This window comes from bacterium, from assembly GCA_021372535.1.
GTDB lineage: Bacteria > Latescibacterota > Latescibacteria > Latescibacterales > Latescibacteraceae > JAFGMP01.
The window spans coordinates 1-14,079 of record JAJFUH010000005.1 but is presented as its reverse complement, the minus strand read 5'-3'; the positions used below and the strand labels follow the sequence as shown (position 1 = coordinate 14,079).

The following is a 14,079-nucleotide window of genomic DNA, read 5'->3' as shown; positions in this document are numbered from 1 at the left end:
TTCCCCGTTCCAACCCAAATCAGTTGATTTTACCCTGTTTTTACACTACATTGAGTACCATGTCGTCATAAGGAGGTGGTGTGGTACCGAAAGTGTCGATCATCGTGGCTGTCGGAGTTCCGGGAGATTATCTGATCGAGTGCGTTGAGCACTGTTTGCAGCTTGACTATCCCGATTTCGAGATTATCGTGCTGCCCGATGAACCATGGATTCCTCCCAATCAGTCGGTGCGGGTTATCCCCACCGGCAAGGTGCGTCCGGCGGAAAAACGTGACCGCGGCGCGGAGGAATCAACCGGTGAGATCATTGCAATAATCGACGATGATGCGTATCCCGAGCGCGACTGGCTCTCGAAGGCGGTGCGTCATTTCGATGACCCGGCCGTCGCCGCAGTGGGAGGTCCCGGATTGACACCGCCCGGGGATAATTTCAGACGGCGGATATCGGGCTGGATTTACGAGTCCCCGCTCGTGAGCGGCGGGTATACCTACCGTTACCGTCCCGGTAGGAAACGCGATGTCGACGATTATCCGACATCGAGCCTCATCATCCGTAAATCTGACTTTATCAGTGCGGGAGGTTTCGATACCGGCTATTGGCCCGGCGAGGACACCATCCTCTGCCTGAAGCTGATCCACGACCTCGGAAAGCGGATCGTATATGATCCCGGTCTCAGGGTGTATCACCACCGCCGCGAGATTTTTTCCGGGCATCTCAGGCAGGTTAAAAGCTATGCGCTTCACCGCGGATTTTTTGTGAAAAAATTCCCGGAAACATCGCTCAAACCGGGTTATTTCGTTCCGAGCCTGTTCACCCTGTTCTGCTTTCTCGGCTGGGCCTCTGTGTGGTTTTCGCTGCCGATTTTCGTGGCATGGATAGCGATCATGGTTTTGTACGCGGCACTCGCGCTCGGTTGTTCGTTCATGAGAACCTTTAATCCGGCGGGTGTGCTCGGTGCGCTGACGGGAACATTCCTGACACACATCACCTATGGTTTCTGGTTCATGATCGGGCTCCTCTCCCGCGAGTTGCACGACTGAGAACGGGACGGGATCCGGGAATCTGACGCTGAGGAAAGACTGCGGAATCCGATTCTTCCGCTTCCTTTTTATTTACTATGGAGTTATATACCTGATGAAAATATTCGTAAGCTATCCCCCTCTCGATGGTAAGGGAACCCCGATGCTGGGACAGAACAGGCAGTTCCAGTGGTTTCACAACCCGTCGTTTATCTATCCCATGGTCACCGCGTCGGCGGCGACCCTCCTGAAAGAAAAAGGGCACGAAGTCGCATGGGATGACGGCATCGCGCGGCGCTGGACGAGTCAGCGATGGTGGGAGAATATTCTCGCCGAAAAACCCGGTCTCATCGCCATGGAGACAAAAACCCCTGTGGTGAAGCTTCACTGGGATATCGCCGACCGTATCAAGCGGGAACTCCCCGGTACCGTGGTGGTGCTCATGGGCGACCATATCACCGCGCTGCCCGGCGAAACCATGGAGCGATGCCGGTGCGATTTTGCCATTACCGGTGGAGATTACGATTTCCTGCTCGCTTCCGTTGTCGACCATATCATGACCGGTGCTGCGCTCGAACCGGGCATCTGGTACAGGGACGGAGGCTCTGTCAAGAATACCGGACAGTTCCGGCTCGACCACGACCTGAATGAACTCCCTCCGGTCGATCGTGAGCTCACAGAGTGGCGTCTCTACGGCGAACCACTCTACAAGCGCGAACCATTCACCTACACCATGGCTGGACGCGACTGTCCCTGGGCGAAGTGCACGTTCTGCTCGTGGACAACCCTTTTCCCGACGTTCAGAACACGCACGCCGGAGAAACTCCTCGACGAAATCGGCATGCTGATCGAGCGGTACGGTGTCCGTGAAATTTTCGACGATACCGGGTCGTTTCCCTCGGGCGGATGGCTCGACCGTTTCTGCAAGGGAATGATCAGGCGCGGGTACAACAGGAAGCTGCGGATTTCCATCAATTTCCGGTTCGATTATCTCAATCCCCAGCGGGCGGCGCTCATGCGTGAAGCCGGTTTCCGTCTCATGAAACTCGGCCTGGAATCGGCGAGCCAGAAAACGCTCGACCGCCTCAAAAAAGGAACGAAGGTCGAAGATATCGAAAAAGGATGCCGTATCGCGAAGGAAGCGGGCCTCGAGGTTCACCTCACCATCATGGTCGGTTACCCGTGGGAAACGAGGTCCGACGCCGAACAGACTCTCGCCCTTGCGCGGCGGCTCATGAAAGAAGGGCTGGCGGACATGCTCCAGTCCACGGTCGCCGTGCCGTATCCCGGAACGCCGCTTTACCGTGAGGCTGTTGAAAACGGATGGCTGAGGTTCGATTCCGCCGACTACGAGAAATTCGATATGACCGCGCCGGTATTCAAAACGCCGGACATGTCCCCCGAAGAGGTTACCGAGCTGTGTAATTCCATCTACCGCTCGTTTCTCCAGCCGTCCTATGTTCTCCGCTACCTCAGGAGTATCCGTTCACCGGCGGACATCAAGTTTATAGCAAAGGGCGCCAAGGCTGTTGTAGGTCACCTGCTCGATTTCACACGGCGGCAGTGAAACATTCAGGGAATTCTGTAGCTCACGCCCGCGCCTGTGAACCAGTCGTCCGCAGCCTCGGATATTCCGACTCCGCCCTCAAGATCGAGCTGGCAGTTGTCAGACACATGGAAAGTGAAACCGCAGTCGAAGGAATTTGCCGGCCCGCCGGGTGAATTGATAGGAATCTCGCCGTATAGCTCGGTAAACGAGCCAATACGATCCGAAATGCCCTGCCCGAGCGAGACCGACCAGGGAAAAGAAGCGAGCGTGGCGATTTCACCGGATTCTGATGCCGCGCTCGACCATGAAACGGCAACATTGTACCCGAGTGAGAGATTGTCCTTGATACTGTGGGCAAATGCCATGCGGAGTTCCGGATCATACCTCTCGCTCGAATACCCCTTTTCCCCGGTGGGAAATGAAATCGATGGAATGAGCGCCATTTCGGGTATCAGGCCGGATTCCTGTTTGAATCTTATTTTTGCGCTGAGACGGGAATCTCCGAATCCGTTTTCATCGCTGTCCCTGTCCATCAACCAGCCATCAATACCAAACCGTAGTTCCATATTCCGGAATAAACCGGTTCTGAAAAGCGTTCCCGGAAGAAATATTGTGGTTGCATCATCGTTTACTGCGCGAACGGCTCCGGTTTCTACCTGATAGCATCCCCGCATGGTAATCGATGTCGATTCTGTCTGGTCGGGACGGTCGGTACTGAGGGGAGGTGTCTCCTCAGAAAAAGAGAATGTCACACCGGAGATTAAAAGGCACATGGATAGATACGTTATCTTTGAAACTGTTTTTCGTGCGCGGAATATTGTCATTGTCTCCTCCTCCGAAACCGGATAGAAAAAGTTGTCTTTCGATATTTTTCAATGAAACATATCATATTTACTTAATGGTTCAAGGAGTTATTTTTGCATATCGAAATAAATGAGTCGATTTCTTTCTGGTCTGGATACCGGTTCAGGTTCTATTTTCCGGATTACCGGTGCGGCTCATGACAGTTCAGGCAGTTGAGCTTTCCCGTAGTCGTATTGCCGGCTTTTACATCCGGTCCGACATGGTGGCAGCTCATGCACTGTTCCGTTTCCTTCCGGGGAACAAACACCGCCGAGAAGGTGTTATCCCTGAAAGCATTGAGCAGTTCCACGGCCTTTGCAGCAACATCTCCGCACAATCTCGCGCACCGTTCACCCGCTTCGGGAGAACCGCTCGCAAGTCCGGATGCGGCACACCACCGGCTCAGCGAAACATGGCATAGAGGCGACCCTGAGACAGACTGGGTGAGCGCTTTATCGGAGCGGTATTCCGCAACGAGAAAAGTGTGTTCGACACCGTAACGGTTAGCTGTATCGCCCGGAAACGGTTGTTCCGTATACCAGCCGAGGAGTTCGTTCACGAGACGGCCCTGATTGGCGGGTCCGGCGGCAAGATTGATCGCTCCTGCGGCGCCGTTCAAGGCGCCGCAGATCGTTCCCCACCCGACAATCCCGCCTCCGCCGTACGCATACAGGTTCAACGGCATGAGTGTCCATGGATGCCCGACTTTTTCCCGGAGCTGGCTTATAATGGCGATGAACGCGCCCGAAGCGCAGTTGGTCCGATAATCCCACATATGACCTTGCCTTCGGGTTTCCTCGATATCGAGCTTTTCGTAAGGCCATGGCAGTTCCGGGATTTCACCGGGTAGCGCTGTCGATGCCTCGTTGGAGCCGAGTACAGTACCGAGGGCGAGTCCTCCCAGACCCGCAAGGAATGTCCGTCTGTATGGTTTCATGATTCGGCACCTCAAAAATTAAAAGAAAGTATTGAATATATTTATATGATGGTAATGCGCTCTTTATATTTATCGGTTTTTTATTAGCCCGGATTATTCATGAATATATTTAACCACGAAGACACAAATTTATATAACATATTATTTATACTATCATTAACAATTAATAAAACATTAACACCTGAAAATATAAATAAACAAAGAATAAAATCCGCGAAAATCCGTCCGATCCGTGTAAATCCGCGTTCTATTAAATTTTTGTGAATAGGTCGGGTTAGAAAGTATTCCTCGCAGTTTCCTGTGGTGTAGTTAATTTCTATTCGGAAAACCTGTGATCTGTATTACCGCATATTAAGGTGTCATTCCCGTGAAAACGGGAATCCATCATAAAACATCCGCAACAGAGCGACGGTAATACTGGATTCCCGATTCACTTCGTTCCCGGGAATGACAATAAACGTGCAATAGATGAATGATTATGAGCTCATTGAATAACCGGATTATATAATACCCTTGAGATCGTCCTCTTTTCGTCCTCCCGGAACGGTTACAACCGGGACTTTCATCATCCAGAGGAGTTTTTTGGAAACTTCATCGGTATTGATGTTTGCATGGGGGGTTCTGCTGTCAGCGGGAACTTTGTATGCCGTTCCGGCGGGAAAGTTCCTGCGCTGGCTGCCGACCTGGAGAAAAAGATCGCCCTTAACCGCAATCCACACCTCCTCGACATCGTCCGGATGAACATGGGGCGGAACCATTGATCTCGGCTCGTACATCACCGGATTCAGGGCGACAAGGGTCGAAAGGCCATCTTCCCTCTCGAAAAGCCAGTCATTGCTGCTGCCTCTCCGCAGGTTCGTGCTGATCGTGTTGTCATACTCGGATCGTACGACCATGGTGGTGCGTGGTCTGAAGCCGGAGGGGATCGGTTCGGTAATGCGGTACATGGCAAGAAGCTCGTCACCCGGATTGCTTATGGTAAACTCGATACCCGGCGGCATGATTATGCCGATACCCTCGAAAAGATCGGCTGTTTGAGCGCCGGCTTTTATGGTGCCTTTCCCCGATACGATATAATAGATGTGCTGTTCGCTTTTAAGCACTGAGGGCTTTGTAGAGGCATGAGGCTTGAGGACGGCATAGCTGACAGCGTTAATGTCGGTGAGCACGGCGCCTTTTTTTCCGGGACTGAGCGGATCGCCCGTACACCTGGTCAATATATCGCGAACCTCAAGCTTGCCGAATTCCATCCGAATTTTCGAATCTTTCCAGTTTCCCATGAACATATCGACATCCGGCTGATCCATGGGCTTTTTCTGAGCCAGTGCAAACCGTTTGAATGGGCCATGTCCAAGAGCTCCCCAAAAAATAAAGACAGAAAAACACACAGTAAAACAAATCAACGCTTTTTTTCCTGACATAAAAAAACTCCATAAAATTGACAAAGAAAGACAAAATTCCGTATTATTGCCGATTGTGTGGTTCTGACCCAGGAGAAAGAACCGGAGATTGTGCCGTTGTTATTATCAATATAATCAATTTTAAGTGGATATGCCGCCTATAATGGTATGGAGTGAGTATTTTCGGTGGGATACATTTCGGTGAACGGGTTTGGTGATTTGTCTATATCGTTTCTTTACAGTATGTTATAAAAAAAGCGGCAATAGTGTATCATTGCCGCTCTTGGCTCGGGTATTTCAAGGCAATCCGACTTTTTGAGACAACAACCGGGATTGACAGAAATTATAAATTTTCAATACACCTTTATCTCTCAGTCCTTACGCCTTTTTAGTCCCTCTGCCCTTTTATTTCTTTTTGACATTTCCCACCAGTTGTACACCGTCTTTTACCGTTCCGGCGGAAAGATAAAGCGTAACCGTACTTCCGTAAGGCGCTTCTTCTGCACTGAGCCAGAAGGGCGCTGCCTGGATGAATTGAGACCCCGGTCGTATGTATTTCAGGGTGAAATTGCCCTTGTCGTCAGTCCGCGTCGTGGGATCGTAGTAACGGTTTTCCAGCTTATCGGTAGCGCTTGCCCTGACCTCGTGATGCGCAAGCGGTTTTCCATCTTCGTCGACAACTGTACCCGTTACGGTCGCGGGCTGCGTCAGTGAGATGGTGACATCGCGGATGACCTGACCGGGCTGAGTTTTGATGGGTTCCTTGATGCCGTTTGCCCATGTTCTCCATTCGGTATATTTCCCGTCATGCGCGACGAGGTTGTATTCCGTATCGCCGCTTGCGGGAAGGATCATCTCGAAGGTACCGTCATCGTTCGTGGGCACACTGTACCGTGTATCCCCCGTAATTGAATTTCCCGAACCTGTGTGAGCAGGAGCCACCGTGGCGCCTGCGACCGGTCTGCCGTCCGGATCGAGCACACGGCCCGTGATGGTCACCGCATCCTCGACAAAAATCGTTACCGGCTTCATGTTGAGTTGCAGGTCGAATTCAAGATCATCAAAATTACGCTGCCAGCCGGTCCTGCTGCTGATCATCTTACGCTCCCATTCTTTACTTGCCTCTTCGGACCACCAGCGGGCATAACCCTTTCCCTCCACATTGAACTCGAACGGTCCGGGCAGCATATCCATGATCTCCAGAGCGCCGTTCTTATCGGAAATGCCCTCGATATCTTTCTTCTGCCAGTTATAAAGCCGCAAACCCTCGACAGGTTTACCGGAGCGGCTGTTGACCACCTGCGCCCGGAAGGTCACTCCCTTTGCGAGGGTGATGTCGAGATTTTTCGACTTGTTACGGTCGATGACTTCCCCCTGGAGACGGGCGCCGCCGGTGCCGGGTACTCTGACCTGGATATCGTATGTGTCAGCCTCTACATAAAGACGGTACCTGCCGTCCCTGCCGGAGCGGGTCTCGGTCCAGATTGACGTAATCACGACACCGTGCGCCCGTTTCGGTCCCTGGGAAGCCCGTATGAGCGCATCCGGGACAGGACGGCCATCGGGGGCGAGAACCCTGCCCTCGAAATAGGTTTTGTTACCCAGGCGAACAATTATATTACTGACGCCTGTTTTCTGCATGATGATGAGCTCCGGGGAATAACCCTCTTTGGAAAAGCGCACCTCGACCCTGTTATCGCGCGACAGGTTTTTCAGCCTGAATTTCCCCTGGGCATCGGTATATACCTCGTGACCGTCATGGGTATACCATGTCCATGCGTCGACGAGCGCCCCTTCGAGCGGTTTGCCGGATTCATCGTACACGACCCCGCCGAGCTCATGGGGATCGATCTCCTGTGCTTTCCCGCCGATAAATTCGGTGATGGTGTCATCGGGCTCATTCATAAAACCGCAAACCTGAGCCGCCTGTTTTCCGGCTTGTTTTTTCTCGCCGATAGGGAGGGCGCAGGTAACCATGACCGAGAGCACGGCGACGATAACCGTGCCCGCCAGAAAACCGCGCGAAAGACTCCGTATTCTCTTCCCTTTATCCGAGAGCATGACCTCCACGCGGCGGAGGAAGGCATGTTTCGAGATAACGAACCCGGCTGCCATTTCGGTAACGAATCTCCGGCGGGAACGGTTGGAAGCAAGCCCGACGAGCATTTCAATATAGACAAAGGGCTCCGATACGCTGTCCAGCACGGCCTCGTCGCATGCGTGCTCGGCAAGCACGACGACCTGATCGGTCGCAAGCCATACAAGCGGGTGGAAGAAAAACAGCGCCCGAACAACTGACACCACTGAAAAAACGAGCGCATCGTTCCGTTTCACATGCGTGAGCTCGTGAACTGCAAGCGCGCTGAGTTCTTCATCCGTAAGACCATCGGTGAACCCGGCGGGAACGAGCACAACGGGATGAAACGTTCCGGCGGTGAGGGGAGCCGGTACTTCGGGATTCTCGATGACAGTAAATCCCCGTCTTATGCCGAGCCGCTCGCGGGCTGTCAGGAAAGTGTCAATGACCCTCCGGTCGGTAAGAACGACTCCGGTTCGCTTCCATCGCCAGATGCACAGCCGGCCGATAGCCATCCACACCAGGAAGAACACTGCCCCCAGAGCGTATATGGCCAGTCCGAGCGCCCATGGATAATCGCCCGGTTTGAATGGAAACGTTCCCGTCGATCCATTTTTGTCTGTTTCCGCGCCTGTACTTATCGATGGTTCTATCACAAATCCATCGGGCTGTCTCATGGAAGGCGCGGTGTATGCGGGAATAATGGTAATCTCGGCCTTCGGCGTTTTGAGAATCGAGGTTGTCCATACAAGGAGCGGAATTACGGGAAGCGAGCAGAGGAGGACGGCCCAGAAGACATGACGAACCGCGGCGCTCTGCCGTCTGAGCATGAATACAATGAGGGCTACTGCCGCGATGAGCAGGGATGACTGCCATGCAACGGATATGAGCAGCCTGATCGTATGATATCCGAAGGCATCGAGAACCGAAAATATTTGTGTGGAAGTCATTAGCGTTTCTCCTTCTTGTGTTCGGCGATGAGTCGCTCGATTTTTACAATATCATCTTCGGGGACGGAACTGCTTTTCAGAAGCGTTGCAACCAGTATCGAGGCTGAACCGCCGAATGCCCGGTCCATGAGTTCGTTGAGCATGCTCCTTTTTGCCTGTTCCTGGGGTACCTGTGCACTGTATACATATTTTTTGCCTTCACGTATCCGCTGCACATATCCCTTTTTCATGAGGATCAGAAGCATTTTCCTTACCGATCCCCCTGTCAGCTCTCGTCCCTTTTCGAGGAGCGCATTCTGCATATCCTCCGGTGCGGCCTGTTTCAGCGACCACAGCATCTGCATGAACTCGAGCTCCACCTCGGTCAGGGTACCTGCTGCCCGTCGAGCCATTGGTTTCTCCTGATTAAAGATTGTACGTTCGCATCAGTCTGTCATAAAAGTAAATCCGGCCTCTGAGGCGTATTCTATAAGTAGATACATTCGTGTTTATAATTTGTAAAACCATCGCTTCGATGCAATGTTCAATGGAATATTCTGTCCAGTTTTTCCAATAATTCATCGCTGTTTAATCCCAACTTTGCTGCAAGAATACCCTGAGGATCGATAAGGTATTTTGTGGGATAATGGTCGATCCGATACAGTTTTACCAGATCGCCATTCTGGTCCTGTCGAATATGAGTCCATTTCAGATTATTCTTGTGTATGAACGAGTATAATTTCTTTTCGTCATCCACTCCGATACTCACGATTTCGAATTTCTTCCCGCCATATCGGTCATAAGCCTCTTTCAAAACCGGAATTTCATTGACACAGGGAGCGCACCATGTTCCCCAGAAATCGAGCAATATATACTTTCCTTTATTTTCTGCCAGATTAAAGCCGGTCGAATCCATAGTGACTGCCTTAAAATCGGGAGCCGGGAGACCAACCTCGAGTGAAGGGAGATCGACCTTTCTGATGGTGATATGGTTTCCGAACCGATCTGTCTCGACAACCTGATATGTTCTGCCCAGAACAGTAAACGGCTGATTAACCTGAGCATAATAATCTTCATCGGGATCGAACATGCGGTTCTGATTGGTGTCGATCCACAGATTGCTGGACTGCCTGTATTCGATATCCTGGCTCTCGATAAGCCCGACCGTGAAAAGCTTCCCGTCCAAAGGCAGCTCGCCGGTCATCATGGAACAATGGGCATATCCCGTATAGATTCTGTTTCCGATGTTTCTCACAATACTTATCCGAATGGTACGAGTTCGTACTTCGGAACCGTCATAAAACTCGATTTCCACATCGGATTCAGCTAATTGACTGATAATTTTTATGTTTCCCCGCTGCAGCTCTTCGCTCCTGAATGTGAGTAACCGGTCATTCGAAAAGTTTTCATCGTTATCTGCATCGAAAATAATGTATTCCCCGCCTTCAGGGCTCTCGACAACACAGACAGAAACGATACAGTCTACCGGCTGCCCGGTATATTTTAGCCGGGCATCGTCAAACCATTCCTGCCCCAATACCTTTATCACACGGTCATTGTTTTTTCTGTCTGATCGGGCCAGATTGTATAAGTACTGGTATTTCTGGAGGTTTATCCAGAACGTTTCTTTAACCGTATAGTTACGCGGATATTCTTTGATGTCTTCCTGCGGCGGGAACCTCGATCCTTCTCCGGAAGCACTGGCATATTCCTGTAATACTCCCATGCTGTCCGTATTGATTTCTCTCAATTCGATTCTTATGGCGCTGTCATTGTCGTCACCGGAAACGGAACCGGGAACAAAACACGTGACGCCCGCCAGCAGCAGGCATATTATTATATTTTTCACTTGTGTAAACAGCATTCGGGGTTTTTCCCGTGTCATGTTTTGATACCTCATGCACATAATCAGAACACCGGTATGTGCGGTTAAACGGAACAGGAATATTCGTGCTCCGTTTTTATGTGAGAATTCCTTCTCACCATATTTTATATATAAGTCGGTTTATTGTCAAGCAAAATGTGAGAATTTCTTCTCACATACGGAAAAAACAGGGCTTCACCTTGACCGATATAGACAGGTAACACCATGTTACTATTATTTATATGAAAATATTAAATGAGGGTATAAATAGAATCGGCGCTGAAAGCAACAACAGAGTTTGAAACGTTCGGTAACCACTCCATACGGTGATCATTCCGGTCTGTTATGGTTTCTTTTTATCGAAAAGATGGAAAATACCTTTCAATTCCTCGGGAGAGATGTACCTGTTATTGACCAGGTACGAGACCATACCACCGGCTGACCCGGCGAATACACGGTCGATAAAATCGCTCAGGGCATTCTGCATAACGTTCTCGTTTTCCACGAGCGGGTAAAAAGTAAAGGTACGATCCTCGACATCATGGCCGACAGCCCCTTTCTGCTCCAGTGCCCGTAACAGTGTCTGTACGGTGCTGTGGGCGATCGGTTCGGACTCGTTGAGTATATCGGTGATCTCTCGCGCGGTGGCCTGTTTTTTCTCCCAGAGCACCCGCATTATTTTCATCTGGACGCGACCGAACTGTAAATCAGCCATATCGTCTCCTGTTCTGCGAGAAAGACTACTCTGATAAATTTAGTCTGTTAAATGATAATGTCAAGCTTTTTCCCCTTTAATAATTTGGATATACGAAGCAGAAACATATACCGTAGTGATTGACAACTGCCAGTTATTATTGAGATTACTATTATAATTCGGATGATGATACGGGGGAAAAGGGTACATTCTGGAAGCTTGTCATGACAGTTATTCCGGAAAAGGAAGAAATAATAGTTGCCGGGTATACGCTTTTCCGTTTAATTTTCATTGAAAACAAACGTTTTATAAGGAGGAAAATCATATGGCATCAATTTCCAGGAGACTATGTATTGTCACGATTATACTCTGTGTTTTTGCGGTTTGGAGCGGATGGTTATTCGCTGCGGAAACACAGGATTTCTCTTTTGTCGTTTTTTCCGATGTTCATATACCGAGCCACGGATTTCCCATCGGACAGCCTCTCGACGAGGAATCCCTCATGAAAATATACAATCCGCAGCGTATCAAACAGTTTGTGGATGAATACCTGACATTAAGTCCGGAACCGGCTTTTGTCATCAACTGCGGCGATACGGGCGATGTCGGCTGGACAGCGCTTCTGCAATTGTATGTCAAGCTTATGCAGCCTATCGTCTCCTCAGGGATACCTGTTTATACCGTTGTGGGAAACCACGAGCTGGATTATACGGGCATTACCTCCGAGGACCTCGCTGAAATATTCGATCCTCTCGGACCGTCGCAGATCGGACGACATGGTACACGTTATTCTTTCGATTACGGGGGCTGCCATTTTGTTTTCCTCAACAACCGTCCGATTTCCGGCCTGATACGTCTCAATCCCGATGAACTGGAATGGCTGCGCAGCGACCTCAAATCCATCCGTAAAAATATACCTGTGCTGCTCTTTCTGCACGCCAACATGCTGGAGGACGATACCTGCAAGATTGTGGAAATTCTCCAGCCATACGAATATCCCGTGATATTTCAGGGACACAGGCATACGGCGGGTATCGGGCAATGGGGTGGAGTGCCTGTCGTTTTGACGGGGTCGCTTTACGGAGGCAAACCCGAAGCCGGCAGCTACCGTATCGTGACCGTGAAATCCGGCAGGATAACGGTAAGGAACCGGGATTTCGCACAACCTGCTGGAACTCTTGATCCGGAAGAGGTTATCGAGGTTCCTGCTCCTGGTCCGCGTTTGAGTATCAAGGTTCCGAAAAAAAGCATCCGCGGAGATGCTGCTGTAGTACAGGCCGAAATAAAGCCCGTAGTTTCAGGTGTTGTCGAGTGTTGTTTCCCCGGATTCGGCGACTGGGCGCCGATGACGGGTGGAAAAGGAAAATGGAAACTGGGAATCTCTCTTCCTGCCCCTCCGGGACGTCACTTTCTGGCTGTACGGTTCAAGGGCGATGACGGGGCTGTCGTTCTGGCGCATACCGTTATCGAAAAACCCGGCGAGGGTGTCAGTCAGGTATGGGAGAAGAATCTTGGCTCGGCTGTCATGGGGACTCCTGTCATTCAAGGGGATCTGGCGTTTATTCCTTCTGTCGAAGGAGGTGTATACGCCTTACGGCTCAGGGACGGCAAGGAGGTATGGCATCGGAAAGGCGTGAAGGGGCAGATTTTAGGAGGGATGGCAGCCGACAGCGGTATGCTTTATTATGGAGAAGGGCGTACGGTATATGCCTGTGATGTAAAGTCCGGAAAGCTTCTCTGGCAAACGCCGCTCGAAGCCTCGATCGTTGCGGGCATCACTGCCGGAGATGGCAGGCTGTATGTACCGGCTGGGGAGCGAAAGCTCTTTTGTCTCGATGCCCGGAATGGTATGAAACTGTGGGACTATTCAGCGGATTTGCCTATTATAATGGAACCCGCCACGAACGGCAGTATGGTGTTTTTCGGAGCAATGGACGGCTATTTCCGGGCTCTGGATTCGAAAACCGGCACAGAGGTCTGGATCAGCCGGATGTCCGCGATGGAAGACAATTATACCACCGCCCCCTTCTGGCCTCCGGTCATAGCCGGGGACAAAGTTATCGTCAGCAAAATACCCGCGGGAAAAGAAGAACTGAACCTCGTGGCATTTTCCGCGGCGGACGGTAAAAGAGTATGGTCACGGCAACTGTCAGCCGGAACCTACCGGTTGGCGCTGAATCCGGAAAAGACGCGGCTGTTCACACCTTTTTCGCAGAATGACCGCAGGGGTGTGCAGTGTCTGTCCGTTGAGGACGGTTCCCTTATGTGGGATCAGCCGGATGGTCTGTTCATGAACGCCGCATGCGCAACCGGGAAAGAATTGCTTGTCCGTGACGGCGGAAGCATCTGCGGTATCGTTGCGTCAACGGGACAAGTGAAGTGGACATACCGGACAACCATAGGACCGCAGGGGTCTTATTACGGCCCCGGTGCCATGGCGGTCAGTGATACCATGGTGATTGTAGGAACCATGGACGGGTATGTACTTGCATTGAAATGGCAGCCATGAATGACTTTAACCTGAATATTTCTTAAACAATTTCGCAACGGAGACACGGAGAAAAGCCATAATATCAGTCAAAACCGCATTAAATGAGTCGAGCAATGGTGTGTTCGTTCTTATTGTTGTTTATTGCCATAACGCACGTTCAGAGACTGTCTGTATCGATAATTTGAAACCTTTGAAATAATAAGTGAGTAATAATTTGCTTGCATTTTTGGCACAATAGAGTTAACATATAAAATATACAGTGTGTTAACTCCAAAT

At 50.7% G+C, this 14,079-nt stretch carries 10 protein-coding genes; 3 read left to right on the top strand and 7 right to left on the bottom strand.

The annotated features are described in order from the left end of the window. Nucleotides 1-80: 80 nt before the first annotated feature. Nucleotides 81-1,040, top strand: a complete 960-nt coding sequence (locus LLG96_00285) for a glycosyltransferase (protein MCE5248633.1) — start codon at nt 81-83, stop codon at nt 1,038-1,040. 94 nt (nt 1,041-1,134) lie between these two features. Further along, nucleotides 1,135-2,586: a radical SAM protein gene (locus LLG96_00280; GenBank protein MCE5248632.1), complete on the top strand. Its 1,452-nt coding sequence runs from the start codon at nt 1,135-1,137 to the stop codon at nt 2,584-2,586. 5 nt (nt 2,587-2,591) lie between these two features. On the opposite strand, the gene LLG96_00275 is transcribed toward LLG96_00280, so the two are convergent. From LLG96_00275 to LLG96_00245, 7 genes are all read right to left on the bottom strand, one after another. After that, nucleotides 2,592-3,392, bottom strand: coding sequence for a transporter (locus LLG96_00275; protein ID MCE5248631.1), 801 nt, complete (start codon nt 3,390-3,392; stop codon nt 2,592-2,594). 161 nt (nt 3,393-3,553) lie between these two features. Next, on the bottom strand, nt 3,554-4,348 hold the full coding sequence (locus LLG96_00270) for a C-GCAxxG-C-C family protein (GenBank protein ID MCE5248630.1): 795 nt from the start codon (nt 4,346-4,348) through the stop codon (nt 3,554-3,556). Nucleotides 4,349-4,848: 500 nt separating this feature from the next. Beyond that, nucleotides 4,849-5,655 carry a cupin domain-containing protein gene (locus LLG96_00265; protein MCE5248629.1) on the bottom strand — a complete coding sequence of 269 codons (807 nt, stop codon included), beginning with the start codon at nt 5,653-5,655 and terminating at the stop codon, nt 4,849-4,851. Nucleotides 5,656-6,153: 498 nt separating this feature from the next. After that, a complete protein-coding gene (locus LLG96_00260; GenBank protein MCE5248628.1) occupies nt 6,154-8,775 on the bottom strand; it encodes a M56 family metallopeptidase in 2,622 nt (873 codons plus the stop codon). Further along, on the bottom strand, nt 8,775-9,167 hold the full coding sequence (locus LLG96_00255) for a BlaI/MecI/CopY family transcriptional regulator (protein MCE5248627.1): 393 nt from the start codon (nt 9,165-9,167) through the stop codon (nt 8,775-8,777). The genes LLG96_00260 and LLG96_00255 overlap by 1 nt, the downstream gene beginning before the upstream one ends. Before the next feature lie 131 nt (nt 9,168-9,298). Next, a complete protein-coding gene (locus tag LLG96_00250; protein MCE5248626.1) occupies nt 9,299-10,618 on the bottom strand; it encodes a TlpA family protein disulfide reductase in 1,320 nt (439 codons plus the stop codon). Nucleotides 10,619-10,961: 343 nt separating this feature from the next. Next, nucleotides 10,962-11,333 (bottom strand): BlaI/MecI/CopY family transcriptional regulator, encoded by a 372-nt coding sequence (locus tag LLG96_00245; GenBank protein MCE5248625.1) that lies wholly within the window; start codon nt 11,331-11,333, stop codon nt 10,962-10,964. Between the two features lie 304 nt (nt 11,334-11,637). On the opposite strand from LLG96_00245, the gene LLG96_00240 reads away from it, so the two are divergent. Further along, the gene (locus LLG96_00240) at nt 11,638-13,821 is read left to right on the top strand and encodes a PQQ-binding-like beta-propeller repeat protein (protein ID MCE5248624.1); all 2,184 of its coding nucleotides are present in this window, start codon (nt 11,638-11,640) and stop codon (nt 13,819-13,821) included. Nucleotides 13,822-14,079 lie beyond the last annotated feature (258 nt).

Coding starts and splice junctions, on each gene's coding strand:
- LLG96_00275 (MCE5248631.1), bottom strand. CDS start 3,392: ATGACAATATTCCGCGCACGAAAAACAGTTTCAAAGATAACGTATCTA.
- LLG96_00265 (MCE5248629.1), bottom strand. CDS start 5,655: ATGGATCAGCCGGATGTCGATATGTTCATGGGAAACTGGAAAGATTCG.
- LLG96_00255 (MCE5248627.1), bottom strand. CDS start 9,167: ATGGCTCGACGGGCAGCAGGTACCCTGACCGAGGTGGAGCTCGAGTTC.
- LLG96_00260 (MCE5248628.1), bottom strand. CDS start 8,775: ATGACTTCCACACAAATATTTTCGGTTCTCGATGCCTTCGGATATCAT.
- LLG96_00270 (MCE5248630.1), bottom strand. CDS start 4,348: ATGAAACCATACAGACGGACATTCCTTGCGGGTCTGGGAGGACTCGCC.
- LLG96_00280 (MCE5248632.1), top strand. CDS start 1,135: ATGAAAATATTCGTAAGCTATCCCCCTCTCGATGGTAAGGGAACCCCG.
- LLG96_00245 (MCE5248625.1), bottom strand. CDS start 11,333: ATGGCTGATTTACAGTTCGGTCGCGTCCAGATGAAAATAATGCGGGTG.
- LLG96_00240 (MCE5248624.1), top strand. CDS start 11,638: ATGGCATCAATTTCCAGGAGACTATGTATTGTCACGATTATACTCTGT.
- LLG96_00250 (MCE5248626.1), bottom strand. CDS start 10,618: ATGCTGTTTACACAAGTGAAAAATATAATAATATGCCTGCTGCTGGCG.